At 59.5% G+C, this 26,785-nt stretch carries 25 protein-coding genes and 1 pseudogene; 18 read left to right on the top strand and 8 right to left on the bottom strand.

Annotated elements, in window-relative coordinates; genetic code table 11:
* Positions 1-14: 14 nt before the first annotated feature.
* From araD to DDF70_RS17060, 8 genes are all read left to right on the top strand, one after another.
* A complete protein-coding gene (araD, locus tag DDF70_RS17095; RefSeq protein WP_114946065.1) occupies positions 15-1,748 on the top strand; it encodes an L-arabinonate dehydratase in 1,734 nt (577 codons plus the stop codon).
* Between the two features lie 10 nt (positions 1,749-1,758).
* Positions 1,759-2,565, top strand: a complete 807-nt coding sequence (locus tag DDF70_RS17090; RefSeq protein WP_114946064.1) for an HpcH/HpaI aldolase family protein — start codon at positions 1,759-1,761, stop codon at positions 2,563-2,565.
* Between the two features lie 11 nt (positions 2,566-2,576).
* Entirely contained in the window at positions 2,577-3,458 is an 882-nt protein-coding gene (locus tag DDF70_RS17085) for an SMP-30/gluconolactonase/LRE family protein (protein ID WP_114946063.1), read from the top strand.
* Between the two features lie 12 nt (positions 3,459-3,470).
* A complete protein-coding gene (locus DDF70_RS17080; RefSeq protein ID WP_114946062.1) occupies positions 3,471-4,235 on the top strand; it encodes an SDR family NAD(P)-dependent oxidoreductase in 765 nt (254 codons plus the stop codon).
* A 9-nt stretch (positions 4,236-4,244) separates the two neighbouring features.
* Positions 4,245-6,248 carry an alpha-glucosidase gene (locus DDF70_RS17075; protein WP_114946061.1) on the top strand — a complete coding sequence of 668 codons (2,004 nt, stop codon included), beginning with the start codon at positions 4,245-4,247 and terminating at the stop codon, positions 6,246-6,248.
* A 3-nt stretch (positions 6,249-6,251) separates the two neighbouring features.
* On the top strand, positions 6,252-7,022 hold the full coding sequence (locus DDF70_RS17070; protein ID WP_114946060.1) for a sulfite exporter TauE/SafE family protein: 771 nt from the start codon (positions 6,252-6,254) through the stop codon (positions 7,020-7,022).
* A gap of 325 nt (positions 7,023-7,347) precedes the next feature.
* Positions 7,348-8,991, top strand: coding sequence for an NADP-dependent glyceraldehyde-3-phosphate dehydrogenase (locus DDF70_RS17065; protein WP_342633924.1), 1,644 nt, complete (start codon positions 7,348-7,350; stop codon positions 8,989-8,991).
* A gap of 44 nt (positions 8,992-9,035) precedes the next feature.
* A complete protein-coding gene (locus DDF70_RS17060; protein ID WP_114946058.1) occupies positions 9,036-9,932 on the top strand; it encodes a DMT family transporter in 897 nt (298 codons plus the stop codon).
* Between the two features lie 511 nt (positions 9,933-10,443).
* On the opposite strand, the gene DDF70_RS39225 is transcribed toward DDF70_RS17060, so the two are convergent.
* The 6 genes from DDF70_RS39225 to DDF70_RS17030 all read right to left on the bottom strand — a co-directional run bounded on the left by DDF70_RS39225 (position 10,444) and on the right by DDF70_RS17030 (position 15,328).
* Positions 10,444-10,953, bottom strand: a complete 510-nt coding sequence (locus DDF70_RS39225; RefSeq protein WP_425374087.1) for a transporter substrate-binding protein — start codon at positions 10,951-10,953, stop codon at positions 10,444-10,446.
* Positions 10,954-11,046: 93 nt separating this feature from the next.
* A complete protein-coding gene (locus tag DDF70_RS17050) occupies positions 11,047-11,904 on the bottom strand; it encodes a shikimate dehydrogenase (RefSeq protein WP_245435522.1) in 858 nt (285 codons plus the stop codon).
* A gap of 50 nt (positions 11,905-11,954) precedes the next feature.
* Positions 11,955-12,404 carry a type II 3-dehydroquinate dehydratase gene (locus DDF70_RS17045; RefSeq protein ID WP_114946057.1) on the bottom strand — a complete coding sequence of 150 codons (450 nt, stop codon included), beginning with the start codon at positions 12,402-12,404 and terminating at the stop codon, positions 11,955-11,957.
* A 27-nt stretch (positions 12,405-12,431) separates the two neighbouring features.
* Positions 12,432-13,733 (bottom strand): TRAP transporter large permease, encoded by a 1,302-nt coding sequence (locus tag DDF70_RS17040; RefSeq protein ID WP_114946056.1) that lies wholly within the window; start codon positions 13,731-13,733, stop codon positions 12,432-12,434.
* The gene (locus tag DDF70_RS17035) at positions 13,730-14,248 is read right to left on the bottom strand and encodes a TRAP transporter small permease (RefSeq protein WP_114946055.1); all 519 of its coding nucleotides are present in this window, start codon (positions 14,246-14,248) and stop codon (positions 13,730-13,732) included. The genes DDF70_RS17040 and DDF70_RS17035 overlap by 4 nt, the downstream gene beginning before the upstream one ends.
* An 87-nt stretch (positions 14,249-14,335) precedes the next feature.
* Positions 14,336-15,328, bottom strand: a complete 993-nt coding sequence (locus DDF70_RS17030; RefSeq protein WP_114946054.1) for a sialic acid TRAP transporter substrate-binding protein SiaP — start codon at positions 15,326-15,328, stop codon at positions 14,336-14,338.
* A gap of 197 nt (positions 15,329-15,525) precedes the next feature.
* Between DDF70_RS17030 and DDF70_RS39005 the strand changes: the two are divergent.
* The 4 genes and pseudogenes from DDF70_RS39005 to DDF70_RS17015 form a co-directional block, all read left to right on the top strand.
* Positions 15,526-15,729: pseudogene (locus tag DDF70_RS39005) on the top strand (GntR family transcriptional regulator); the annotation flags it as partial.
* Positions 15,730-15,780: 51 nt separating this feature from the next.
* A complete protein-coding gene (locus tag DDF70_RS39000) occupies positions 15,781-16,194 on the top strand; it encodes an FCD domain-containing protein (protein ID WP_342633925.1) in 414 nt (137 codons plus the stop codon).
* Positions 16,191-16,871 (top strand): GntR family transcriptional regulator, encoded by a 681-nt coding sequence (locus DDF70_RS17020; RefSeq protein ID WP_114946052.1) that lies wholly within the window; start codon positions 16,191-16,193, stop codon positions 16,869-16,871. Before DDF70_RS39000 ends, DDF70_RS17020 begins: the two co-directional genes overlap by 4 nt.
* A 65-nt stretch (positions 16,872-16,936) precedes the next feature.
* Positions 16,937-18,823: a bifunctional sugar phosphate isomerase/epimerase/4-hydroxyphenylpyruvate dioxygenase family protein gene (locus DDF70_RS17015; RefSeq protein ID WP_114946051.1), complete on the top strand. Its 1,887-nt coding sequence runs from the start codon at positions 16,937-16,939 to the stop codon at positions 18,821-18,823.
* A gap of 259 nt (positions 18,824-19,082) precedes the next feature.
* Here the strand turns inward: DDF70_RS17015 and gloA2 are convergent, their stop codons facing one another.
* A complete protein-coding gene (gloA2, locus tag DDF70_RS17010) occupies positions 19,083-19,523 on the bottom strand; it encodes an SMU1112c/YaeR family gloxylase I-like metalloprotein (protein WP_342633923.1) in 441 nt (146 codons plus the stop codon).
* 42 nt (positions 19,524-19,565) lie between these two features.
* Entirely contained in the window at positions 19,566-20,684 is a 1,119-nt protein-coding gene (locus DDF70_RS17005) for a LacI family DNA-binding transcriptional regulator (RefSeq protein WP_114946050.1), read from the bottom strand.
* 371 nt (positions 20,685-21,055) lie between these two features.
* On the opposite strand from DDF70_RS17005, the gene DDF70_RS17000 reads away from it, so the two are divergent.
* The 6 genes from DDF70_RS17000 (at position 21,056) to DDF70_RS16975 (ending at position 26,583) form a co-directional block, all read left to right on the top strand.
* The gene (locus tag DDF70_RS17000; protein ID WP_114946049.1) at positions 21,056-22,063 is read left to right on the top strand and encodes a Gfo/Idh/MocA family protein; all 1,008 of its coding nucleotides are present in this window, start codon (positions 21,056-21,058) and stop codon (positions 22,061-22,063) included.
* An 87-nt stretch (positions 22,064-22,150) separates the two neighbouring features.
* On the top strand, positions 22,151-23,275 hold the full coding sequence (locus DDF70_RS16995) for an NAD(P)/FAD-dependent oxidoreductase (protein ID WP_114946048.1): 1,125 nt from the start codon (positions 22,151-22,153) through the stop codon (positions 23,273-23,275).
* An 87-nt stretch (positions 23,276-23,362) separates the two neighbouring features.
* On the top strand, positions 23,363-24,133 hold the full coding sequence (locus tag DDF70_RS16990; protein ID WP_162820456.1) for an amino acid ABC transporter ATP-binding protein: 771 nt from the start codon (positions 23,363-23,365) through the stop codon (positions 24,131-24,133).
* Positions 24,134-24,206: 73 nt separating this feature from the next.
* On the top strand, positions 24,207-25,088 hold the full coding sequence (locus tag DDF70_RS16985) for a transporter substrate-binding domain-containing protein (RefSeq protein ID WP_342633922.1): 882 nt from the start codon (positions 24,207-24,209) through the stop codon (positions 25,086-25,088).
* A gap of 91 nt (positions 25,089-25,179) precedes the next feature.
* Positions 25,180-25,839, top strand: coding sequence for an amino acid ABC transporter permease (locus DDF70_RS16980; RefSeq protein ID WP_114946046.1), 660 nt, complete (start codon positions 25,180-25,182; stop codon positions 25,837-25,839).
* Between the two features lie 3 nt (positions 25,840-25,842).
* Positions 25,843-26,583, top strand: coding sequence for an amino acid ABC transporter permease (locus DDF70_RS16975; protein WP_114946045.1), 741 nt, complete (start codon positions 25,843-25,845; stop codon positions 26,581-26,583).
* Positions 26,584-26,785: the final 202 nt, after the last annotated feature.

Below are 26,785 nucleotides of genomic sequence, written 5' to 3'. Positions count from 1 at the left end.
TAAGGAATAATGAGATGACGCGCCGACCAATCGGAGAGTTGCGGAGCCAGCGGTGGTTTGCCTCCGACGACATGCGCGGTTTCGCGCATCGTCAGCGCACCCAGCAGATGGGCCTGCGCCGGGAGGAGTTCCTCGGCAAGCCCGTCGTTGCCATCATCAATACCTGGAGCGATTTGAGCCCGTGCCATTCACATCTGCGCGACCGCGCGGAGGCCGTGAAGCGCGGTGTCTGGCAGGCCGGCGGCTATCCGGTGGAGCTGCCGGCCTTGTCGGTCGGCGAGGTGATGGTGAAACCCACCACCATGCTCTACCGCAACTTCCTCGCCATGGAGGTGGAGGAACTCCTGCGCTCGCATCCCATCGACGGGGCCGTGCTTCTGGGCGGCTGCGACAAGTCCACGCCCGGACTCCTCATGGGCGCGATCAGCATGGATATTCCAGTGATCTACTGCCCGGCGGGTCCCATGTCGAACGGTCAATGGCGCGGGCAAAAGACGGGGGCGGGCACCCATACCAAGAAGTACTGGGACGAACTTCGGGCGGGCAATATCACCCAGGCCGATTGGGTCGATTTGGAAAGCCGCATGACCCGCTCCATCGGTACTTGCAATACCATGGGGACGGCATCCACCATGACGTCCATCGTGGATGCCATGGGCCTCACGCTTCCAGGGGCTTCCTCGATACCGGCCGCCGACAGCGGCCACCCGCGCATGGCCTCTGCCTGCGGCGAGCGCATTGTCGCGATGATCTGGGACGACTGGAAGCCGTCTCGCTTCCTCGACGCAAGGAGCTTCCGCAATGGCCTGATAGCCTACATGGCGCTCGGTGGCTCCACCAATGCCGCCGTGCACCTCATTGCCATGGCGCGCCGAGCCGGTGTCAACCTCACCCTCGACGACATGTCCGACATGGCCGGCAGGGTGCCGGTCTGCGCCAACCTCTTCCCGTCCGGCGAGTACCTGATGGAGGATTTCTACTTCGCGGGTGGGCTTCCGGCGCTGCTCAGGAAGCTGGAGCGGCATCTCGTCCAAGATGCCGGGACCGTGAATGGCAGGACCCTGGGTGAGAACATCGCCGGAGCCGAGTGCTGGAATGACGATGTCATTCGGGGAGAGGACAACCCGGTCGTGCCGCTTTCGCGCGGTAAGACGCTGGCTGTGCTGCGCGGCAACCTTGCTCCCAACGGCGCCGTCATGAAATCCTCTGCGGCGAATCCGAAATTCCTCAAGCACGTCGGGCCCGCGCTCGTCTTCGACAGCCCCGCCGAGATGAACCAGACGATCGACAAGCCCGATCTCGACATCACGGAGGATACGGTCATCGTGCTGCGCAATGCCGGTCCCGTCGGGGCACCGGGCATGCCGGAATGGGGCAATCTGCCGATTCCGAAGAAACTCCTTCGCCAAGGCGTTCGCGACATGGTCCGCATCTGCGACGGACGCATGAGCGGCACCCATTACGGCACCTGCATTCTGCACGTCGCTCCCGAGGCGGCCGTGGGAGGGCCGCTCGGTCTTCTCCGGACGGGCGATCTCGTGGAACTCGATGTCGAGGCTGGTCGCCTCGACATGAAAGTCGACGAGGCCGAGCTGGAGCGCCGCCGTGCCGAATGGAAGCCGACCGCGCACATCTATGGCCGGTCCTTCGCGGCGCTCTACCAGCGCCATGTCTCGCAGGCCGATCAGGGCTGCGACTTCGATTTCCTCAGCGCGCCCGGCCCGGTGGTCGAGCCGTCCATCTTCTAGGGGCACGCCCATGATCGATATCGAGAACCGCTTCAAAGGCTGGCTGAAGGGCGCGGGGCCGCGCCCTCCGCTCGGCACCTGGCTCATGGCGGCAGCCCCCTCGACCGCCGAGGCCATGGGCTATAGCGGCTTCGACTTCCTCGTCGTCGACATGGAGCATGTGCCGATCGAAGTGTCGGACTTGGCTCATATCCTGCGTGCCATCGGCTGCACGCCTGCCGATGCGGTCGTGCGGCTCGCCTGGAACGATCAGGTGCTCGTGAAGCGTGTGCTCGATGCGGGCGCTCAGACAATCATGCTGCCGTTCGTTCAGACAGCCGACGAGGCCCGGCAAGCGCTGTCGTTTGCGAAGTATCCTCCCGAAGGCATTCGTGGCGTCGCGGCCGTGCATCGCGGCTCGCGGTTCGGTCGGGCTTCCGATTATCTCAAGCGTGCCAATGACCAGGTGGCAGTCATCGTCCAGCTGGAGACGCCCGAAGCCATTGAGCGGCTGCCGGAAATCGCGGCCGTTCCCGGAATTGACGCATTGTTCGTCGGGCCCGGCGATCTCGCGGCCGCCATGGGACATATCGGCAACATTGCGCATCCCGACGTTCAGGCGCTGATTCAGAAAGCTGCCACGAGGGCACGTGAGGCCGGCAAGCCGGTCGGCATCGTCGGCCCCAATCCGGATATGGTGCGCCGCTTCATTGCCTACGGCTACAGCTACGTCGCCGTGGCGTCCGACATCGCCATGATGACGAGCCGTGCCTCCGAATGGTTGGGCGCCTTACGTGATCAACCGGCCTCGCCGGATGCTCCAGTCGCGGCCTATTGAGGTTCATTGGGATGCCCCTCTCCATTGCCCTCGATGTCCGCGCCGAACTGGGCGAATGCCCGATCTGGGACGCTGACGGGCAGGCGCTGTTCTTCGTCGATATCAAGGGCATGGCGCTTCACCGCTTCCGGCCTGCGACGGGCGAGCATACCGTCATGACAATGCCGGAGGAGATCGGCTGCATCGGACTCAGGAAAGGCGGTGGCTTCATCGCGGGATTCCGTTCGGGCCTTTGGCTGCTGGACTCTCAGGGAAATCGTGAGACGAAGTTAGCCGACAATCCGGAAGATCATCGCACCAGCCGCTTCAATGATGGTCGCGTCGATCCAGCGGGCCGCTTTCTCGCCGGCACCATCGACGAGCCGAAGGACGGCGGCAAGGCACATCTCTACCGCTATGACCGGCGAGGTCTCGCGACGCTTGCAAGTGGGCTTCTCACGTCGAACGGTGTCGCCTTCTCGCCGGACGGACGCACGCTCTACCATTCCGACACGCCGACCTTCACGGTCTGGCGCTACGACTACGATCCGGTCAGTGGCGAAGCCACGGACAAGACCCTGTTCACGCGCCTCGAACCCACCGAAACCGACCGCGGCCGCCCGGACGGTGCGGCGGTGGATGCGGAAGGCTGCTACTGGACGGCTTTGTTCGAGGGCGGGCGGATCCAGCGCTATGCCCCGGACGGAAGGTTGCTGGCCGAATATTCCGTTCCGGCCCGGTGCCCCACGATGGTCTGCTTCGGCGGTGCTGAATTGAAGACGCTCTATGTGACGTCCGCCCGCACTGGCCGATCCATAGAGGAACTCGAAGGCTTCCCGCATTCAGGAAGCCTGTTCTCCATACCGGTCGATGTGCCGGGCCTGCCCGAAGACCGTTTCGACCCTTCTGTTTAAGGCTGCGCTGCGATGGTATTTGATTATACAACCGTTCAGTATCGCTCTCTTCAGGGCCGATCCGTCGTCGTCACCGGTGGTGCATCCGGAATCGGCGAGGAGATGGTGAAGGCCTTTGTGGCGCAGGGTGCGCGGGTCTCATTCATCGATATCGCGAAGGAGTCGGGGGATGCGCTGTCTGGCGCAACGGGCGCCGCCTTCCACGCCTGCGACGTCACGGACATTCCGGCGCTCCGCGAGGTGCTGGCTCAGATCGAAAGCGAGCAGGGCGGTGTGGACGTTCTCGTCAACAATGCCGGCAAGGACGATCGGCACGACATGGCCGAGGTGGAGCCGGATTACTGGCGGCGAGCCCTCGCGCTGAATCTCGACCACCAGTTCTTCGCGACACAGGCGGTCGTGAAGGGCATGTCGGCGCGAGGCGGGGGCTCGATCATCATGCTTGGCTCGATCTCATGGATGCGCGGGCGCCCCGGCATGGTCGGGTACACGACCGCCAAGGCGGCGATCAACGGCATGACCCGTACGCTCGCGCGCGAGTTGGGTCCATCCAACATTCGGGTGAACTGTATCGTACCAGGTGCAATCCTCACCGAACGTCAGAAGCAGCTCTGGCTCACGCCCGAATTGAACCAGCAATTCCTTGACCTTCAAGCATTGAAATTCCGGCTCGATGCCAGCCACGTGGCAAAGATGGCACTCTTCCTCGGCTCAGACGAAAGCGGCGGCTGCACGGGTGCGAATTTCATCATCGATGCCGGCCTGACCCAGAATTGAGAGCGTCCCATGCAAATCCAGACGACCGACGACGGCTTTGATCTCGTTCTCGACGGGAGGCTCATCCTGCGCCATCGCATCAATGCACCGTGCCTCTTCGTGGGACGGGGTGATGCGCGGATGGATATGTACCGCGGCAATTTCGACATCGAGGATTATGTCATCGAACGGACGCCGCTCGCCCACGCGGTTGCGTCGGGTAGTGAGATCGCCTTCTCGGCCGCACCGGGCCAGCCGGCTCGGATCATTCTCAACGTGTCGGGCGATGGGCGAAATGCCGCTGTTGCTTTCCGTTCGGCGAATCCCTCGATCAATCGCGTCTGGCTTCGCGTTAAGGCCGACAAAGATGAACATGTGTGGGGCGGAGGCGAGCAGATGTCGTATTTCGACATGCGCGGCCGCCGATTTCCACTCTGGACATCGGAGCCCGGCGTTGGGCGCGATAAGACGACGGAGATCACATTCAAGGCTGATGTCACCGGCAAGTCGGGAGGCGATTACTGGAATACCAATTATCCGCAGCCAACGTTCCTCTCATCCCGGCGCTATGCGCTGCATGTGGAGACGACGGCCTATTCGGCTTTCGATTTCCGCCGCGGGGATTTTCACGAAGTTGAGATCTGGGCCGTACCTGAGCGGATCGAGCTCACGGCGCGTCCCACCTTTATTGCTCTCGTCGAAGCCATGTCCGAGCGCTTCGGCCGTCAGCCGCCGTTGCCTGAGTGGGTTTATCGTGGCGCGATCATCGGCCTGAAAGATGGCAGCAATTCCTTCGAGAGGTTGGAGAACATCATCGCGGCCGGCACGAAGGTGTCCGGTCTCTGGTGCGAGGATTGGGTGGGTCTGCGCCAAACCTCTTTCGGCGCGCGCCTGTTCTGGGACTGGAAGGCGAATGAAGACCGCTATCCGAGTCTGCGCCAGCGCCTCGCGGAGCTGGAAGGTCGCGGCATCCGTTTCCTCGGCTATGTGAATCCTTATCTTGCCGTCGATGGCTCTTTGTTCCCGGAAGCGGAGGCCGCAGGCTATTTCGCAAAGGATGAGAGCGGAAACACAGCCCTGGTGGATTTCGGCGAGTTCGATTGCGGGGTCGTGGATTTCACCAACCCGGAAGCGGCCGCTTGGTTCGCCGAGCGCGTGATCGGGCAGAACATGCTCGATTTCGGCCTCTCCGGCTGGATGGCTGATTTCGGAGAGTATCTGCCGATCGATGTGAAGCTCGCCAATGGGGTCGATGCGAAGCTGATGCATAACGCATGGCCGACGCTCTGGGCGGAAGTGAATGCCCGCGCGGTGGCTAGCCGGGGCAAAACCGGCGAGGTCCTTTTCTTCATGCGTGCCGGCTTCACCGGCGTCCAGAAGCACTGTCCCCTGCTGTGGGGCGGGGACCAGTCGGTCGATTTTACGCGTCACGACGGGCTCGTGACCGTGATGTCGGGTGCACTTTCGTCAGGGCTTATCGGCAACGCCTACCATCATTCGGATATTGGCGGCTACACAAGCCTCTTCGGCAATGTGCGTACGGCGGAACTCATCATGCGCTGGGCCGAGATGGGAGCGTTCACGCCGGTCATGCGCACCCATGAAGGCAACCGCCCGCGCGACAATCTGCAGATCGACCAGGACCCGCAGGTGCTCGGGCATTTCGCACGGATGACAAAGATCTATGTGCACCTTGTACCTTACCTGAAATCCCTCGTGGCAGAGGCTTCGACGCGAGGCCTGCCGGTGCAGCGCCCGCTGTTTCTGCATTTCGAGGACGACCCCCGTACTTATGCGATCCAGGACGCCTATCTCTACGGCCCCGACCTTCTCGTTGCACCTGTCTGGCAGGCAGGGAAGACGGAGTGGAGCACCTATGTGCCGGGTGGCGAGAGGTGGGTCCATGTGTGGTCCGGCAAGACTTTCCTGGGAGGGCAGGACGTCACGGTGCCTGCGCCCATCGGCGAGCCGCCGGTATTCTATCGGGCCACGTCGGAGTTTGCGGATCTCTTCGCGGGCTTGAGGAACGTCTGAGCGATGTCGGCTGCGGAGCTCATCGGCTTTCTCATGCTGACGGGCTTCGCCGCCTATGCCCAGACCCTGACGGGATTCGCCTTCGGGCTTATCACCATGGGCGGCGTCGGACTCACCGGGCTGCTGGCGCTGCCGGATGCCGCCATGATCGTGAGCGTCCTGACGTTGGTGAATGCCATACAGATGCTCGTGAAGGGATGGCGCGATGTGGCATGGCGCGAATTCGCCTTCGTCATGACTGCCAGCATTCCAATGCTCTTCGTCGGATACTGGCTGCTGGAATGGCTTGCTGGGACGCAAGCTGATGCCCTGCGATTGATTCTCGGTCTTGTGATCATCGTTTCGAGCTTGCAACTCGCACGAAAGCCGGAGCCTTTGACGAGGCAATCTCATGGTGGATCGTTCCTATTCTTCGGTGCCATCGCGGGATTGATGGGCGGAATGTTTTCAACGGCCGGACCACCACTCGTTTATCATTTCTACCGCCAGCCGATGCCGCTGATGGCGGTGCGGGAAACGCTCGTCACCGTGTTCGCGCTTAATGCTGTGTTCCGGATCGGTCTCGTGGTGATTTCCGGTGATCTGCCGACTGGATCCACTCTCACCGGTCTCCTCGCCGTTCCGGCTGTCATGGGGGCAACCTACGCAGCACGACTATGGCCGCCTCCTGTTTCGCCCACCATGATGCGGCGCATCGTGTTCTTCCTCCTCTTTCTTTCAGGCGTATCGCTCGGGGCGCCTGCCGTCATTCATCTTCTGGGAACTCTTGAATAACTGTTCATGCAATGCCCTGTGTTCCAGCATCGAAGGTCTGTTCCTGTCGGTGGGCCGTTCCTAGGTAACGGGCGAAGGATAGATGCGCCAAACAGCAGCTGCGTTTCACAGGAGCTGTAACGAATACGTCGATAGGCCTGTACGGAGAAGGCACCCGACGGACGATTAGCAGTCTTCCAGGCCGATTGAGACGATGACCGGACAAGATCAATGATGTATTATGTGTTTTGAGCAGCATAACCACGCCGTCGATTCCCCTCGCCGTGGCTATTGAGACAAATAGATGCCGATGACATTGCCGTACTGACACAAGCGGCTGGAATGGATGGGAGATACGGAAATGTTTGACACTGCCGTGCTTAAGCAGCTGTTTCCTTTCGAGAGCGATATGCTTGCCGAGCATCGGCCCCCGTCCCCAGTTCATCAGCGCGTCTATCTCGTCAACGGGGAGCTACGGTCCTGGGAAGGACCTGTCGAAACAGTCAGATCCCCAGTGTGCGTGCGTGGACAGGACGACTCGCTGGAGCAAATCGAGCTCGGGAGCTACCCAATTGGAGGAGAGCCAGAGGCCGAGGAGGCCTTGGCTGCGGCTGTAGCTGCCTATGATGAGGGCAGGGGCGTCTGGCCGACCATGACGGTCGCCGATCGCATCGCCTGCATGCAGAACTTCACGAACCAAATGATCACCCACCGGCAAGAGGTGGTTAGCCTGATCATGTGGGAGATAGGCAAGAGTCAGGCCGATTCCGAGAAGGAGTTCGACCGGACGGTCGATTACATCCGGGCGACAATCGAAGCACTGAAGGAACTCGACAACAGCAACTCGCGCTTCCACATCGTCGAAGGTACGATCGGACAGATCCGGCGCACTCCGCTCGGCGTCGTTCTGTGCATGGGACCGTACAATTATCCGCTCAATGAGACCTTCGCCACGCTGATCCCGGCGCTGATCATGGGCAACACTGTGGTGTTCAAGCCGCCGCGCTTCGGCGCCTTGCTGTTCTACCCGCTGCTTGAGGCGTTCCGCAGCGCCTTTCCGAAGGGCGTCATCAACACCGTATACGGACGCGGCTCCGTGATCGTGCCCCGCCTGCTCGATTCCGGGAAGGTGAACGTCCTGACCCTCATCGGGTCGAGCAAGGTCGCCGATCATCTGAAAAAGCTGCACCCGAAGGCACATCGTCTGCGGGCGATCCTGGGCCTCGATGCCAAGAATGCCGCCATCGTTCTGCCGGACGCCGACATCGAGCTGGTCGTCAAGGAATGTCTCCTCGGAAGTCTGTCTTTCAATGGCCAGCGCTGCACAGCCCTCAAGATGCTGATTGTTCATCAGTCGGTTGTAGAGACTTTCCTGCGCCGATTTACCGAGGAGCTGGGCAAGCTCAAGGTCGGCATGCCTTGGGAGAAGGGAGTGAGCATCACGCCCCTGCCAGAGCCTGGAAAGGTCGATTACATGACCCAGCTGGTTGAGGACGCCAAGGCCAAGGGAGCTCGCGTTGTCAACGAAGGTGGCGGAGCGGTTTGTGGAACCTTGTTCTATCCTGCAGTTGTCTATCCCGTAAAGGACGGCATGAAGCTTTACCGGGAGGAGCAGTTTGGGCCCGTTGTCCCTGTGATGCCGTTCGAAGATCTCGAAACGGCGCTTGAATACGTCATCACGTCCGAACACGGCCAGCAGGTCAGCATCTTCAGCTCAAGCCCGGATCAGATCGGCCGGCTTGTCGATCCGCTCGTGAACCAAGTCTGCCGCGTGAACATCAATGCCCAATGTCAGCGGGGGCCAGATGTGTTTCCCTTTACTGGACGCAAGGACTCAGCCGAGGGAACGTTGTCCGTCACCGATGCCCTGCGCTCGTTCTCGATCCGCTCCATGATTGCCACCAAGCAAACGGAGGCCAACAAGCAGTTGCTAGACGCCATCGTGACCGAGCACAAATCCAACTTCATCAATACGCGGTTCATCTTTTGACGGTTACTGCACTGAGGTGGAACCGAAGCTAGCCGATCATATCGATGAATGAACCCGCCGTCCGTCACGACCGGCCGCTGCGTGGCATCATCCTCATGCTGGCTGCGCTGGCCTTTTTCTCCTGCTCGGATGCGGCCTCCAAGCTCATGACCGCAAGCCTGCCAGCAGTTGAGGTGGCGTGGCTCCGGTTCTGCGTGTTCACGCTTCTGGTCCTGGGGACCGTGGTCGGCACGGGACAGGCGCATGCTCTCCGCTCCAAGCGACCGATCCTGCAAACCCTGCGGGCGCTCGGTGTCCTCGGCTCGTCCATCTTCTTCATCATGGGGCTGGCCTTCCTGCCCATGGCCGAGGCCACCGCCATCGCGTTCATCTCTCCGATGATCGTGACCGCCCTGTCGATCCCGATCCTTGGAGAGGTGGTCGGGTGGAGACGCTGGAGTGCGGTCATCGTGGGACTGCTCGGTGTTCTTGTCGTTGTGAGGCCCGGAGCAGAGGCGTTCGATCCGGCCGCGATCCTGCCCATCCTGTCGGCTGCCAGCTGGGCTGTTGCCCTTGTGGTGACGCGCAAGATGAGCGGATCGGACGGGCCTCTGGTCTCCCTCACCTATGCTGCCGTCGTGGGTTTGCTGGTTACTTCAGCTCTTGTGCCGTTCACATGGGTGATGCCGGGGTGGCGTGAAGTGGGCCTGGGGCTTGTCACGGGTGCAGCCTCCACTATCGCGCAGTGGCTGGTTGTGCTGGCTTTCCAGCAGGCGCGCGCCTCCGTTCTCGCGCCATTCTCCTACAGCCAACTCGTTTGGTCCGGACTGTTAGGCTACCTCATATTCGGCAATGTACCGGACGAGTGGACGCTGCTCGGCGCGAGCGTGATCATTGCCAGTGGTCTCTACACGGCCCATCGCGAGCGGACGGCTCGGGTGTCGTCCGCTCTAGCAAAGTAGATCGGTGCATGGAGTAGATCTCTGTGTCCTGCAAACTACAGACAAAAGCGCGAAAATCGAGCAGATGAACGCCCGCCGAGTGGCTCACTCGATAAGATGCTTTGTCGGATTTCCAGAACCAGCTGAATTGATTTAAGGTGTTCCTCATGCTTCGGACAGAAGTCGAAGCGCCTGCTTTTCCTCCTGTGCCATTGCCTACGTTCACGGGTGCTGCCATCCGATTCGTTGCCTCCCTCGTTGCCTTGCTCGTCATCAGTCTCCTGCTGGCCAGCCTCTGAAGGCACATCTTCGTCACCTGGGTCACGTTCGGTACAGCCACCATCGCGTTCGTCGCGCACTCTGGTCCGGTCCGTGATGGAGCGGTTGGAGCTCTCCCTTTCTTTCTCAAAGCTGCGCGTAGAGCATCGAACGCAAAAGTGGGAACCGGTTTCGCGTGTAAGATGCAGAAAAACAAAAGCTTAGGGCATCGGACGTGAGTTCGAATTTCCGTCCGGTGCTCTAGGGTCGGGACTCATAACCAAAAAGCCATGATAGCTGCGATGTGCACAGCGGCGAGATAGTTTTGAGCCGGCTTGTCGGAGCGGGTGGCAATACGTCGAAAGTCCTTGAGACGGCAGATCGTGCGCTCTATGCGGCTACGACCGCGATAGAGTTCGTGGTCGAAGGGATGATGACACTTGCGGGTTGGATTGTTCGGGATCACAGGCAAGCTGCCGCGCTCCAGCAGGAACTGGCGGGCAAGCCGGTTCGGTTCCCATCCCCAAACGTCATTGGCTCCGATGATATAGCCACGATGGCCGAACCGTGGCATCACGTAGTCGAGCATAGGGAGGTGCTGATCGAGACAAGGGCCGGTATAGATGACGGATTCGTTGGACTCGAAACCTTCATAGTGACAGACATACCAGAGCAGCGCATCATGTTCCTCGACGAGGGGGATGATCTCCTTGCGCGCCGCCGAGGTGATTGTGCCAATAATGTGCCGGCAGCCGTGGTCCCGTAGAAGGGTCTGCGCCGTGATGCAACTCTTCGGGTTTGCCGTTCAAAGGACCTATTCTGGCTGAAATCGATGGGTCTTTGACGAGCTGATACACCACGATCCACTCAGCGGGCGTCACATCTGGCTGAAGTGTTGGAGCATACGCTCGGCGTCGGGCTCGCGACCTGCGAACAGCCGGAAAGCGCCGACAGCCTGGAAGACGGCCATGCCGCCGCCGGACATGGTTCGGCAGCCTCGTGCACGGGCTTGGCGCAGCAGTTCCGTCTCCAGCGGAAAGTAGACGATGTCGGAAACCCAGAGGTCCGGACGCAGCAGATCGACTGGGACGGCCATCCCCGGATACCTTGCCATGCCGAGCGGCGTCGTGTTGACCATTCCGTCGGCCGCAGTCATGGCTTCCATTATAGGGATGCCAGTTGATGCGCGAGTTGGGCCGAAGCGCCTGCGCAGGGCATCGACAAGATTTTCGGCGCGGCTGCTATCCGTATCGATAACGTTGATCTCACCCACACCGAGCGTCAGGAGAGCGTGAGCGACTGCCGCACCGGCGCCACCGGCGCCGAATTGAACCACGCGGTCGCGACGCACATCGGACAACTCGCGTCGGAAGCTCTCGGCAAAACCCCACCAATCGGTGTTGTGCCCGACGCGCCGGCCCTCTTTCAACACAACCGTGTTGACGGCACCCAGAGCCTCTGCATCAGACGATAACTCGTCGAGAAGCGAGATAATGGCCTGCTTGCAGGGATGCGTGATGTTGAGCCCGGCGAAACCGAAATGCTGGGCTGCCTTGAGGATGTCAGACAGGGAGTTCACATCAAGTCCAAACTTCTCAAGATCGATCAGCTTGTAAATGTATCGCAGTCCCTGCGCAGCGCCTTCCCGCTCGTGAAGAGCAGGTGTCCGGGAGGCCTGGATGCCGGCACCGACCAATCCGACAAGAATAGAGGGATAGGTCCATACATCTGCCACGGTGTCGGTTCTGGACCCAGTATCGACGGGTGGTTCTCCGGTCATGGGCATCAGGGCCGCGCCGTTGGTTTGTCGATCATGTCGAGCAAGGCCCGCACGGCCACGGGGTAGCCATTGGTGCCTAGGCCTGCGATCACGGCCGTTGCGACCGGGGACACATAAGACTTGTGGTAGATCGGCTCGCGCTTGTGAATATTCGAGATGTGCAGCTCGATAAGGGGGCCCGGAAACATCTTCAAGGCATCCATGATCGCCATCGAGGTAAACGTGAAGGCCGCCGGATTGATGATAATACCGCTGCCTTGATCGATCGCTTCATGCACCCAATCGATGATTTCATATTCCCGGTTGGACTGGCGGAAGACGATGGGATGACCGGATGCAGCATTCCGACACGACGCCTCAACCTCGGTCAAGGTGGTATGGCCGTAGATCTCCGGCTCGCGGGTTCCAAGGCGGTTCAGATTAGGACCATTCAAAATGTAGATCGGGTTGCTCATGATGGCTCTTCTTGTGTAATGGCTCATTCACCCTTGGTAGCCGAACAGTCGCGGGAGCCAGAGCACGGTTTCTGGCACGAAGGTGAGGATCGCGAGCGCAACGATCATAGCGAAGAGGAATGGAAGGGTATCGCGGACGATGTCGCGCAGCGGCTCTCCCGAGATATTCGCCATGATGAACAGAAGCAGGCCATAGGGTGGCGTGATCAGGCCGATCATGATGTTCACCACCACCACGACGCCGAAATGCACGAGATCGATGCCGAGAGCCTGCGCCGTCGGAATGAAGACCGGCACAACGATAAGCAGGATCGCGGTGCCTTCCAGCACGCAGCCCAACAGCAGCAGCAGAATATTGACCAGGATCAGAAATCCGACCGGGGAGAGGTTCCATCCCGCGAGCAGCGCCTTCACGCCCTCGGGAATGTTTTCAACCGTAACAACGTAGTTGAACACGAGCGCACCGGCGATCAGCATGCCGATAGAAGCGGTCGTGCGCGCGCTGATCGCGAGTGATCGATAAAAGTCGCGCCAGCTTACGCTGCGATAGAGACCGGCTGAGATGATGAGCGCGTAGGCAGCCGCCACTGCCGCCGCCTCGGTAGGTGTCATGACGCCGCTGTATATGCCGCCGAGAAGCACCACCGGCATCATCAATGAGGGCAAGGCTTCCCAGGTGATCCGCGGCAGCTTGCGCACGGGGACCGGCTTCTCGACCGGGAAGTTCCTGCGGCGCGCCGTGATTAATACGATGATCATCTGGCTCAATGCCATCAGCAGGCCCGGGATTACGCCGCCCAGGAACAGATATCCGATCGAGGCATCGGACACGAGGGCATAGAGAACCATCGGGATCGACGGCGGGATGATCGGTCCGATGACCGACGAAACGGCCGTCAGGGCTGCCGCGTAGCTCGGCGGATAGCGACCATCGCGGGTCATCATCACTTGCATCATGCGCCCAGTACCAGCGGCGTCGGCAATCGCCGAACCGGACATGCCGGCAAAGATGATGCTCTGCAGGATGTTCACATGGGCGAGCCCGCCGCGGAAGCGGCCGACCAAAGCGTTGCAGAAGGCCATGAGCCGGTCGGTCATACTGCCGATGTTCATGAATTCGGCCGCCAGGATGAACAACGGCACCGAGAGGATGATGTAGTTGGAATACATCCCATTCAGGAGCTGCTCCGCAGCCGTTCCCATGTCCAGCCCGGCCAGGAACAGATACAGGATCGAGCCTGCGATCATTGCATGCCCGATTGGCAACCCAAGGAAGGCAAGCAAGGTTATTGCGACGATCGCGAGCGAGAAAGGGCTTGTCAGGTTCATACGCCGGAACTCGCCTTGGTGGGATCGAACTCGTCTGGCGCCACGCCGCGCAGAGCCTGCCAGCCAAGCCAGAGATAGCGGATAATGGTGGCCACCACGAAAACGATGTAGATCGAGAACAGCCAGTCGAAGCGGATCTTCAGGTAGCTGGTCTTTTCCACCTTCATGAAGGTGATGTAGTCCACAACCGCCGGCAATGAGACGACGTAAAGCGCGATCAATGCCACGGCGGTGATGACGCACATCACTCTGCGAGTGCCGGGGCCGACCGCTCCATAGATGATATCGAAGCGGATCTCCTCCCGTTCGGTGACGACGAAGGCCGCACCCCACAGAACCAGCCAAATCCAGAGGATCGCGCTCGCTTCATGCGTCCAGCCGATAGGAAGTCCGAGTACATACCGGAAGACGATCTGAAGGAGAAAAGCCAGAAACATCGCCGCCAACATTGCCGCCGCGACATTCTCGGCCCGTTGGGCAAGCCAGGAGCCAATCGTCCTTAACCGCGCGGTCATCGCGATCCATCCCTTGGTTCGAACAGGGGCATTCGAAAAGCGAAAGGGTTGCCGGGATATTGCATGGCCGGCAACCTTGATCAGACCTTACATGGCGTTGATCTTGTCGAGCATGCCAGGCGTCCAGCTCTTTGCCAGATCCGAAGCGAGATACTTCTTCTGGGCGAAATCGCGGAAGGCTTTCAGGTCTGGCGTATAGACGTTCAGGCCCTTTTCCTTGAAGAAGCTGACAAGTTCCGCTTCCTTCTTCAGGTGTTCCTGGGTACTCCATTCGATCGCCTTGTCGGCCGCGGCCTGAAATGAGGCCTGCTTTTCCGGTGACATGGCGTTCCAGACCTTGTTGGACACCGCCAGCAGATCGAAGCCGACAAGATGCGAGGTCAGGGCGATCTGCGACATCACCTCGTAGAACTTCATGTTCTGCACGTTCGGCAAGGGATTATCCTGGCCGTCGATCGCCCCCGTCTGCAGGCCGGTATAAACCTCTGCGTAAGCCATCGGGGTGGGATTCGCCCCAATGGCTTGACCCAAGAACTGCCAGGCATCGCCGCCAGGCATGCGCAGTTTGATGCCAGCCATATCCTCCGGCGTGTTGACCTTCTTGTTCGGCTTCAAGCCAATCTGACGAGCGCCGAAATAAGTGGGGCCAAGAATGTGAATGCCCAACTGGTCCGAAGCCATCTTTTTGAGCTGCTGCCCGACGTCGCTGGCGAACACCTTCTTCAAGTGATCGGCATCGCGGAACAGGTAGGCGGATGTGACGATGGACCAAGCCGGAATCTGGTTGGAGATATCCTGTGGGGCGATGTTGCCCATTTCCAGGTTGCCGCGCTGCATGGCAACGAGCTCGGTGCCCTGCTTGAACAGGTTGCCGCCGTAGTATGGCTGAAGGGTAAAGCCTTGAGACTTAATCTCCTCTCCGAAACGCTTCATCATTTCGGCCCGGATGTCTTGCTCCGAGAAAACGGCCGAGAAGCGCAGGTTCGTCGAAGACTGGGCCGTAGCTGGCCCAACGGTGCTCCACGTCAGAAGGGCCGCGCCTGCCGCCATCAGGAGGCGCCGATTGATCTTGAATGCCATGGTTTCCTCTCCTTGTCCTACAGCGCATTGAACTGCGTCTTGGCTGGCACTATCGACTCCGATAATCGTAAAATCAATAGGTATTATCAGAATCATATGATATTTTGATATATGGCATATGATTTGAGGCTGTGCTCCATGGACAAGCTGCTCCGAGGAACCAGAGAGATGTCAGTGAATGAGGTCGTGGCAGACGGATGAGCATCGAATTACTGGCAACATCCATTGCAGACCGTGCCTATGATCGAATTCGGGCCGATATTGTATTCGGTCGCCTGAGTCCTGGAGCACGCCTTCGGCTGGATCGACTCGCCGGCAAATATGGAACAAGCGTCAGCACACTGCGGGAGATCCTGAGCCGTCTTTCGTCGGAAGGCCTCGTTGTCGCGGAGGGACAGCGCGGCTTTCGGGTCGCGCCCGTATCTCCTGCCGGCTTCGAGGATGTTGCGGCCATGCGGTTGCTCCTGGAAACCTATGCTCTGCCGTTATCCTTTGCGGCCGGCGATCTGGAATGGGAAAGCCGTGTTGTGGCCGCGCATCACAAACTTGCTTTCATGGAGCGGCGGATGATGGCTGGAGATCAGGAAGGAACGGAACTCTGGAAACGCTATGACCGTGAATTTCACCAATGCCTGATCGAAGCCTGCGGATCTCAAACCCTGCTCGACCTCTACGGCGGCGTCTTCGACCAGTACCTGCGCTATCAGATGGTGGCTGTTATCTTCCGCGGAGAGATTGCTGCCGATGAGCATAGAATGCTGCTGAGCTGCGCTCTGACGCGCCAAGCCGATGAAGCCTGCAAATTGCTGACCCAGCATGTGAATGGATGCGTAGCTCATACGCTCAAGAGCGGGGCGCTGACATGACCGACAACGTGCAGGCAATCGTCCAGCCTTCTACGGTGGGCGAGAGCGCCTATCGGAAGATCCGGTCCGATATCATCTTCGGGCGGCTTCCACCCTGCAAGAAGCTGAAGCTCGAAGGCCTGAAGTCCGACTATGGGGTGAGCGTGAGCACGCTCAGGGAAATTCTGAACCGCCTTCAGTCCGAACGGCTCGTAGTGGCCGAGGGGCAGAAGGGGTTTGAGGTAGCCCCCGTCTCGATTCCGAACTTGATGGAAATTGCCGCTCTCCGGCAACTCCTCGAATGCCGCGCGCTGGAGCAGTCGTTCCGGGCAGGCGATATGGATTGGGAGGGCAGGGTCGTCGCCGCCCATCACCGGCTCGCCAGGATGGAAGAACGCATGGCAGACGGAGACAGAAGCAATACAGAGGAGTGGAAGCGCTACGATTGGCAGTTCCACCAGGCGCTCATCTCAGCCTGTGGATCGAAGATGCTGATCGACAACCATGCGGCGGTATTCGACAAATACCTGCGCTATCAGATGATTGCCTTGAGCTATCGCGGCGAGATCGCGGCCCATGAGCATGCCCTTCTTCTGGAATGTGCGCTGTCAAGAGACTCGGCGCGTGCCTGTGAAGTTCTAACGCGGCATGTAGCTGGCGGTGTCGAACATGCGCTCGCAACGGGGACAATCAGCTGAACAGAAGGAGCAGGCCACTCCAGCAAAATGCTCCCTGGCTCTTGAGAGGAAATGGATCGACGAGCATGCGCACCGCTATTGCTACTGTTTGCCTGAGCGGCACTCTCGCTGAAAAGATCGAGGCCATTGCGGCCGCGCATTTCAAGGGTGTGGAAATCTTCGAGACCGATCTCCTCTCCTTCAACGGGACCCCCGCTGACGCCCGGCGCATGATCGAAGGCTTCGGCCTCGAGACGATCACCTTTCAGCCGTTCCGTGACTTTGAGGGCATGCCCGAGCCACAACGGACCAAGGTGTTTGCTCGTGCCGAGCGAAAGTTCGACGTCATGGAGGAGCTCGGCTGTGACCTTCTGATGGTGTGCAGCAATGTCTCGCCGGATTCGTCAGGCGGGATCGAACGGGCGGCCGAAGACTTCCATGAGCTTGGAGAGCGCGCCGCCAAGCGTGGCATGCGCGTGGCTTTCGAGGCTTTGTCCTGGGGGCGGCACATCCACGACTATCGCGATGCTTGGGAAGTGGTACGACGCGCCAATCATCCGGCTGTCGGGCTGGTGCTCGACTCCTTTCATGTGCTGGCGCGGGGAACGGATCTGTCGGCAATCCGCTCCATTCCAAGCGATAAAATTTTCCTTGTGCAGATGGCCGATGCACCCAAACTCGACATGGACTATCTCTCCTGGAGCCGGCATTACCGGTGCTTCCCGGGACAGGGCGACCTGCCCATCGATGAGTTCATGAATGCTCTCTATGCAACAGGGTTTGAAGGTCCCTTATCCCTGGAGATCTTCAACGACCGCTTCCGGGCTGGCTCCGCCCGCCGCGTCGCCATCGATGGGCAGCGCTCCCTCCTCGTCATGCTGGATGAACTGCGTAGACGCACGAGATCGCCTGTCCCCAATCTGCCCCAGCTTCCATCCAGGGCGACCTGCTCAGGTATCGAGTTCCTGGAGTTTGCCGTCGACGAGCGCAGTGCGGTTGGCTTAGAGAGGACTCTAAGCGGGTTAGGATTCCGCAAGGCGGGACTCCACCGTTCCAAGGCCGTCACCCGCTGGCGCCAAGGCGACATCAACGTCGTCGTGAATGCTGATAAGGAAGGCTTTGCGCATTCCTTCAACATCACGCACGGCACTTCCGTCTGCGCTCTGGCTCTACGAGTCGATGACGCGCAGGAAACGGTCGATCGCGCAATCACCCTTCTGGACCAGCCCTTCCAACAGCCGGTAGGAGTCGGCGAGATGAACATCCCGGCGGTTCGCGGTCTGGGCGGCAGCCTCCTGTACTTCGTGGATCACAAGACCGGGCTGGATCGGCTCTGGGATGTCGACTTCGAGCCTGTTGCGATCGACGACTTCAGCGGAGCGGGGCTGCGCTCCGTTGATCATGTCTCCCAATCGATGCATTACGAGGAGATGCTCACTTGGCTCTTGTTCTACACATCGCTTCTGGATGTGCGGAAGACGCCTGTCCAGACTGTGATCGATCCAGGTGGCGTCGTGCAGAGCCAGGCCATTGAGACCCAGGACGGCTCGCTTCGCTTGGTCCTCAACGCATCGCAGAGCCAACGCACAATGTCGTTCCGGTTTCTGAGCGACCTCTACGGATCAGGGGTCCAACATATTGCGTTTGAGACGGGCAATATCCTTTCAACTGTGGAACATCTCAAGATGAACGGGGTCGAGATCCTACCAATTCCGGAAAACTATTATGCTGATCTGGAAGTGAGAACCGATCTCTCAGCAGAGGACGTGGCACGTCTGCGGGCAAGCAACATCCTGTACGACCGTGAGAGCGAGGCCGAGTACTTCCAGGTCTATACCGAGGCTTTGGAGGGCGGCTTCTTCTTCGAGATCGTGGAGCGGCGAAGCTACAAAGGATATGGCGCAGTGAATGCACCTATTCGACTGGCTTCACAGGCACGTCTCGCGTCTGCAGCAGCAGCTCCGGGGGCATGATGAGACGTCGTCAGTTCTAACCGGCTACAATGGCCCGGCCAACCTGACGATTCGTAGGGATCGGAATGGAGCCTCGATAAGATTGATGTCGGGCCTTCCACCATTGAAGGCAGCGTCCAACCCGCGGGACCTATCAATCTGGCACGAGGTTGATCTTGGCCGTATTTCTGCAATGGAACGGGATCGAGACTTTCGGGGGGCATCGCTCAAGGGCATTGGTTGCCCCGTTGCACACTCTCCATCACCAACAGCAAACCTGTCAGCAGGTCGTCGAACCCTCATCCTTATCTTCATAAAGTTCCAGGGGAAGCCCGTCAGGATCAGCGAAGAAGGTGAAGCGTTGCTGCGTATGCGCATCGATGCGGATTGGTTCAACAGAAATCCCGAACTTTCCCAAGCGAGCAATGATCGGCTCTAGGACCTTCACTCGAAAGGCAAGGTGCCGCAGGCCACGAGCCTCTGGTTGGGAGGAGCGGGGTGGCGGATTGGGAAATGAGAAAAGCTCAATCTGAGCCATGCCCACCTGAAGATCGCATTTCCAGGATTGGCGCTCTGCGCGCCAGACTTCGCGGATGATCGGCAATCCCAGGACTTGAGAATAGAATTCCTTCGAGCGGTTGTAATCTGAGCAGATGATCGCAACATGGTGGATGGCGTTCAGCATAAGGACCTCGGCTTCCTGTTTGTCGATCAATGACACGCGCATGGCGTCCCGGCACCGCTTCATGCCTGCGACATGAGCTTATCCCTTGGCCGCTTTCGCTGTTGGGTGGGGCCGTGCTATTTCCGTAATTGCAGGCGGTGCGCCGACCGACTGCCGTTCGATGAGCTTCGTTGCAAGCATCAGCCGTTTGGGCGAACCGGCTACGCCGTTAATGCGCTTGATCAGGATCTGCGCACTTTCCATACCAAGATTGTAGACCGGTTGCGCGATGACCGTGATCGGCGGGCTTGTCACGCTAGTCCAGTCTGCATCATGAAAGGCGACGAGGGAAAGATCGTCAGGGATCGACATGCCCAGAGCGCGGATGACCTTGAACACCTCAAGCCCGACCACGTTGTCCGATGCGAGAATGGCGGTTGGACGATGCGGCATCGATAGGAGATCCGCGATGATCCGCCCTGAGGCTCCCTGACGCGTAGCTCCCAAGCGGATGTATTGTTCAAGTTGCTCAATTCCCGCTTCGGTGGAAGCCGCCAGGAAACCGTCAATACGATCCATCACGGTTGTCAGGCTGATCTGGTGAGGTCCTTTATAGATCGGATCGTCGGAAGCGGTCGCCGTAATGTAGGCGATACGCCTGTGCCCGGCCTCGATCAGCATGCGTGTCGCCGAAGCGGCTGCTGCGCGGTCATCGGTGACTACGCTGTCGACCTTCAGCTTTGGGATGGCGCGGTCCAGCAGAACCAAAGGGCGACCTGATCTCTGCACACTCTCCAGATGCTGGGTATGGGACATAGAGGCAGGGGTGACGATCAGGCCGTCGACTCTCTTGCCGAGAAGGACCTGGACCGCCGCCTGCTCTTTCTCGACCTCCTCCCCGGAGTTCGCCAGGATGACATCAAATCCCGCGGCGCTTGCCACTTCGCTGATGCCTCGGACGGCCTGCCCGAAATAGGGGTTCTCGATGTCACCAACGATGACGCCAATTGTTCGCGAGCGGCCTGTGGTCATGCTGCGGGCGAGTTCGTTCGGCCGATAGCCCAGTGCTCGCGCAGCTGTGAGAACTTTTTCCCTTACCTCTGGGCTGGCCGTCCCGTAGCTGCCCAGCACCCTTGCCGCTGTGGCCTTGGAGACGCCCGCTTCATGGGCGACGTCCTGGAGAGTGACCAATCGTTTCTGGACTGTTCTATTGTTCATGCGCGCCGACCTAAGAGGCAATTTGCTGAATCGTCAAGCAGAGTGTCCTGTTGACAGATGAGACCGGTCTCACATAGCCTTGAAACCGGTCTCATACTAGCATTTCAATCAATTGGGCGGAAACGGAAACTCAGATGAGCGTGGATCACCTTCGTGCCGCGAGTGCCGAGAAGTACGGCCCTGACCCGGGCATCGTGGGAGTAGGGCGGTTTTATCAAGGCTCGGCATTGGCAGCCGAGAGTTTCGCCCTGGCTTCCGGCAAGACCGTCTCGTCATCAAGGCGGCCGGCCACTTGCAACTATCAAGCTGTCCGACAGTGCGTAGCCGCCGTGCCGCTTGCCTTGCTCTCCTCCTGCGAAGGTGCATGATCCGTGTCGAAGAAAGTCAGATGGGGTGTACTGAGCACCGCCCAGATCGCCAAAAATCATGTCATCCCGGCCATGCAGGCGGGAGCTTTCACAGAAATTGTGGCGATTGCGTCCCGAGACGAAGATAGGGCCCGTGAGGCTGCCGTGGATCTTGGAATTCCGAGAGCTTACGGATCGTATGAGGCGCTGCTGGCCGATCCCGATATCGACGCGATCTACAATCCATTGCCCAACCATCTGCACGCGCCTCTGACTATCAAGGCACTCGAGGCAGGCAAGCATGTGCTCTGCGAGAAACCTATCGCTCTTAGTGCGGAGGAGGCGCGGCAGATCCAGGATGCTCAGGAAAAGAGCGGCTTGCTCCTCGGCGAGGCCTTCATGGTGCGCTTTCATCCGCAATGGCGACGGGTGCGCGAGATCATTCGCGGGGGACGCTTGGGAGAGGTGCGCGCCATCCAGACGATCTTCTCCTACTTTCTGACCGATCCGAGCAATATCCGCAATCAAGCCGATATCGGCGGCGGTGGGCTTTACGATATCGGATGCTATGCCATCAACACGGCCCGTTTCGCGTTCGATGCCGAGCCGGAGCGTGTAATCGGGATCCTGGACATCGATCCTCAAATGGGAACGGACCGGCTGAGCAGCGGCCTGGCGGCATTTCCAGAGGGGCGGCAACTCGCCTTCACCTGCGCTACCCAGCTGGTGCCGTGCCAGCGCGTGCAGATCCTCGGCACGCAAGGGCGTATTGAGATCCAAATTCCGTTCAATGCACCAGCGGACCAGGAGGCAGCCATCATAGTTGATGACGGACGAGATCTCTCCGGCAGTGGTCGAGAGATCATCAAGATCCCTGCAATAGACCAGTACACTTTGCAGGGTGACGCCTTCTCGCAGGCGGTTCTCGGCGAGCAGCCCCTTGAGTGGGGCGTCGCCGATGCCGTGGCCAACATGCGTGTGATCGACGCTCTCTTCCGCTCGGCGAAAACCGGGAAATGGGAGCGGCCCTGACCGCATTACCGCAACAGATCGGCCCGCAGCCTCTTCGACTGACAACTTCAATCGTTCGACGAACAAAATCGCAGAAGGGAATTTCCGGTGAACTCTCCATCCTCATCCTTGCGGGTTATTGTGATCGGCGGCGGGATCCTCGGGGCATCCTCGGCCTTGCAGCTTGCGCGCCTGGGTGCTCGCGTGACACTGGTCACCGAAGGCGGTTTGTCGAGCGAAGCATCGGGCCGCTCATTGGCATGGCTGAACTCGGCCCGCTTCCGTTCCGCCGAGTACCATAAGCTGCGCATGATCGGCATCGATCGCTATCGCACTCTTGCTGCCCGGTATCCAGCTGCGCCTTGGCTCCGTTTCGACGGCGGCCTCACCTGGGATGCAGATGACAATTCCAACAGGATTGCGGAGGCTTTCGCACACGAACAGAGCATCGGCTATGATGCGCGGCTTCTTGCTCCCGAACAGGTCGCAGCCGTAACACCGGGCGTCGATGTCCGTGCGATCACGCGGCAGGGTGCAATTTTCAATCCTGGGGAAGGCTGGGTGGACCTCCCGTCCCTGATCCGCGTGCTGCTCGACGAGTTCGCCACATTGGGAGGTGAGATCGTTACGCAGGCTGGCCGCGCTACTGTCGAGATCAAGGGAGGACGCGCTGCAGGCGTCTCGACCACAAGCGGTAAGCGGTTTGAGGCCGATGCGGTTCTGGTGGCCGCCGGCGCTGCCGTGCCCAGGATGGTCTCAGATGTCGGCGTCAGGATTCCAGATGCAACTCCGATCTCGCTTCTGGTCCGGTCCAAGCCTCTCAAAGCAGGGCTGCGGGCTGTTCTCAATACACCGCGCGTAGCCGTACGCCCTACGCCCGACGGCGCCATTGTGTTCGATGCCGCTTGGTCGGAGGATGAAGTCATCCGCCATGCCGATGGGACCTATGAGGTGCAGGAATCAACGGTTCAGAAACTCGCTGAGGAAGCCTCTGCAGTTCTCGCTGGCAACCCAAAGATTGAGGTCGATTCCTATGGAGTCGGTCCAAAGCCGGTGCCGCAGGATGGTGAGCCGGTGCTCGGCGCTCTCGATGCCGTTCCAGGGTATTTTGTGGCCTTTACCCATAGTGGCGCCACGATGGGTCTGATCACGGGCGAACTGCTGGCCCGGGAAATCGTCGCGGGGGAGGTCAGTCCTCTTCTCGCGAAGTTCCGACCTGCTCGATTTGCCTAACGCGCCGGGTTGCGGCACCTGCGCCTTGCGCGGAGAGCCAACCATTGAACAACGGTGCAGGTAGGACAGTACGCTCTGGAGGCCGACATGGGACAAGCCACCAATAATCCAACCGCTGGCAGTCAGGACATCTGCGTCGAGTTCAGCAATGTCGACAAATGGTTCGGCACGGTGCAAGTGCTGCATGACATTAATCTAACAGTGGGGAAAGGCGAGAAAGTCGTCGTCTGCGGCCCGTCAGGGTCAGGGAAATCCACGATGATCCGCTGCATCAACCATCTTGAAAAGCACCAGAAGGGCAGGATCATCGTCAACGGGATCGAGCTGACGGAAAACAAGCGTAGCATAGATCGTGTCCGGCAGGATGTCGGCATGGTGTTTCAGAATTTCAACCTCTATCCGCACCTGACTGTTCTGGAGAACTGCACTCTCGCGCCCCGATGGGTGAAGGGTGTGCCACAGAAGGAAGCTGAGGCCTTGGCGCTCCGCTACCTTGAGCGCGTGCGCATTCCAGACAAGGCACAGTCCTATCCGAGCCAACTTTCCGGCGGACAGCAGCAGAGGGCTGCCATTGCACGCTCCCTTTGCATGAACCCGAAGATCATGCTGTTCGACGAGCCGACCTCGGCACTCGACCCTGAGCTTGTGCGCGAGGTTCTGGACACGATGGCGCAACTTGCCAGCGATGGAATGACGATGGTGTGCGTCACACACGAGATGGGCTTCGCCCGGCAGGTCGCCGACCGGGTGATCTTCATGGATGCGGGTCGGATTGTTGAGACCGCCTCCCCTGACGAGTTCTTTAGCAATCCTCAGGAAAGCCGCACCCGCACCTTCCTGAGCCAGATCCTACACTAGGGATCAACCAACCTTCTGCAGAAGGTAGAATGCTGCAGCAATCATCGATGAACGATCAACGTTCGCGTCTTAAATGCCAGAAATCCAAAGGGACGTACTCATGAACCGACAGATCAGCATGTTTCGTTGCGCCTTCGCATCACTAAGCTTCATTGCCGCGGTGGCATCTCAGTCGATGCCAGTCGCAGCGCAGGATCTTCCAAGTCTGCCGAAGGCGATCAAGGATGCAGGTGTCATCCGCATCGGCGTCAAGTGTGACTCCCCACCTTTCGGCTCTTCCGGGCCGGACGGAAAGCCGGTTGGGGTGGAGGTTGAAATGGCGAAGAAGATCGGCACCTATGCCTTCGGCTCTCCCGAGAAGGCGGAGCTGAGCTGCGTTGCCACCGACGCACGCATTCCATCCCTGACCGGCGGCAAGATCGATCTGATCATCGCGACTCTCGGCAAGACCCCTCCGCGCGAGCAGGTGATCGATTACTCCGACATCTATTACTGGGGCGGCAGCAACGTCATCGTGCCGAAGGAAAGCTCTGTCCAGAAGCTTGCTGACCTTGAGGGCAAGTCGATCCTGATCGTGAAGGGCGGCAATCAGCTCAAATGGTTGCGTGACCGTATTCCCGGTATCCAATTCGTTCAGCTCAACACCAATGCGGACAACATCCAGGCGCTCCTGCAAGGGCGAGCCGATGGTTATGTGGGCGACGCGGTCACGATTGCGACTCTGATCAGCAACTATCCCAATCTCCGCGTCCTGAAGGAGGAGGTCGATCTCGGGTTCAACGGCGTCGGCATCCGCAAAAACGAGCCTGAGCTGAAGGCCTTCGTGAATACGGCTCTGAAGAGAATGAAAGAGGAGAAGTTCTTCTCACAGGTGGTGCCCAGCTATGTTTCCGATCCAATCGTCGCAAAGGAGATGATCAAGTCCTTCGAAACCGATCCGCCGGCAACCAATTGAGCGGGCCCGAGAGGCCGGGTGGGGGGCAGATCCGCCACCCGGCGTCATTTTCGGATTCTCCTCTGACCATCTCCAGCAAGGGCGGAGCGTGATGGATTTCGATTATATTCTCGATGCGTTGCCGGACCTGATGACGGGTCTCAAGATGACTCTCATGGTCAGCGGCCTCGGTATCCTGCTTTCCTGCACGATCGGCGCCATCGGTGCCGGACTGCGCACGAGCGGCTTCAAACTGGCTGAGTACCTCGTCACGGGCTATGTTGAGTTCATCCGCGGCACACCGTATCTCGTGCAGATTTTTTTCATCTTTTATGGCCTGCCGAGCCTCGGGCTACGCCTGTCGGTCTTCTGGTCGGGTGTCGCCGCGCTGACCATATGGGCAAGCGCCTTCCAGATCGAGAATTTCCGGGCAGGGCTTGCAGCAGTCGGTCACGGCGTTCACGATGCATCTGCTTCCCTTGGCTTGAAACGCTGGCAACATGCTCTTCTGGTTGTTTTCCCGCTGGCGGCCCGGGCGGCACTGCCGTCCTCGATGAACACCATCGTCGCCACAGTCAAGAACTCTGCCTATCTCCAGGCTATCGGTCTTGTGGAACTGACCTTCGTGGCCGTCGATCGCATCGCCTACGATTTCCGGGCGATCGAGATGTTCTTCTCCATCTGCGTGATCTATCTGCTCTGCGTCTTTGCCCTCTCCGGGCTGGGGCACATGCTGGAGCGACACCTCAACCGACCGTTCGCAGGGAGATAGCCTATGCTGCTTCTTGAGTTCAAATCGTTCCTGTTCGACGGCCTCCTTAACACGCTGCTCCTGTCGCTGGTGATGATTGTGGGAGGAACGCTGTTCGCGGTCATCTTCGCGGCCGGCCTGTCGATGCCGTCACGCTGGCTCAACCGCCCCGTCTTCCTCATTGTGGAGTGTCTGCGAGATATTCCCCTGATGGTTACGGTGCTGCTTGTTTATTTTGTGCTTCCTAATGTCGGGATCTCACTCGATCCGTTCTGGTCGAGCGCACTCAGCGTCTCGGTATGGGGCGGCGCCAATGGCGCGCACATCATCCGAGCGGGCCTCGCCTCAGTCTCAAAGGGGCAGTGGGAGACAGTTCAGGCTTTTGGGCTTGGTGGTTGGAAGGGGCTTCTTCTGGTGATTGTGCCTCAAGCCATGCCGGTCATCCTGCCGCCTTACATCAGCCTTGTAACCGGCTTGGTGCAGGCAAGCTCTCTGGGTGCTGTTCTTGGTGTCAATGAACTCCTTCGGTCCGCGCAGGTCCTCATTGAACAGACGACCATCTCCCGTGGCGGGAGCCCAGCCTACCTCATCTACGGCACTATTCTGGTTGTCTATTTCGTGATGTGCTGGACAATCGCGCTCGTTGGACGTCGTCTTGAAGCACATTTCGCGAAGCCGTACCGCCGCGATAGGCAAAGCATCAATCGCAGGAACGATTCCTCCGACGTCTTAGTGCCAACGGCCCCCTTAGATGTCAGAACCTGAGTGACCTGGTGAAATAGGCATGCTGGCTCACGGCCCTGTATCGCTTCTGCTAGCCAGATAAGCGGAAGGTGAGTTTCCAGAAGGTCTCAGCTGCGCCCGTGAGGCGCGAGCGGGTCAGCACGGTCGTCTCGGAGGCGATGCTCCTCGACTGGCTGGGACAGAGGCACGGGCGTGAGAATCTCCTTGCGGCCGAGAAGGTCAT

This window comes from Microvirga calopogonii (assembly GCF_003347665.1).
Classification (GTDB): domain Bacteria; phylum Pseudomonadota; class Alphaproteobacteria; order Rhizobiales; family Beijerinckiaceae; genus Microvirga; species Microvirga calopogonii.
The sequence above is the reverse complement of the archived record's forward strand: the minus strand, read 5'-3'. Positions and strand labels throughout refer to the sequence as shown.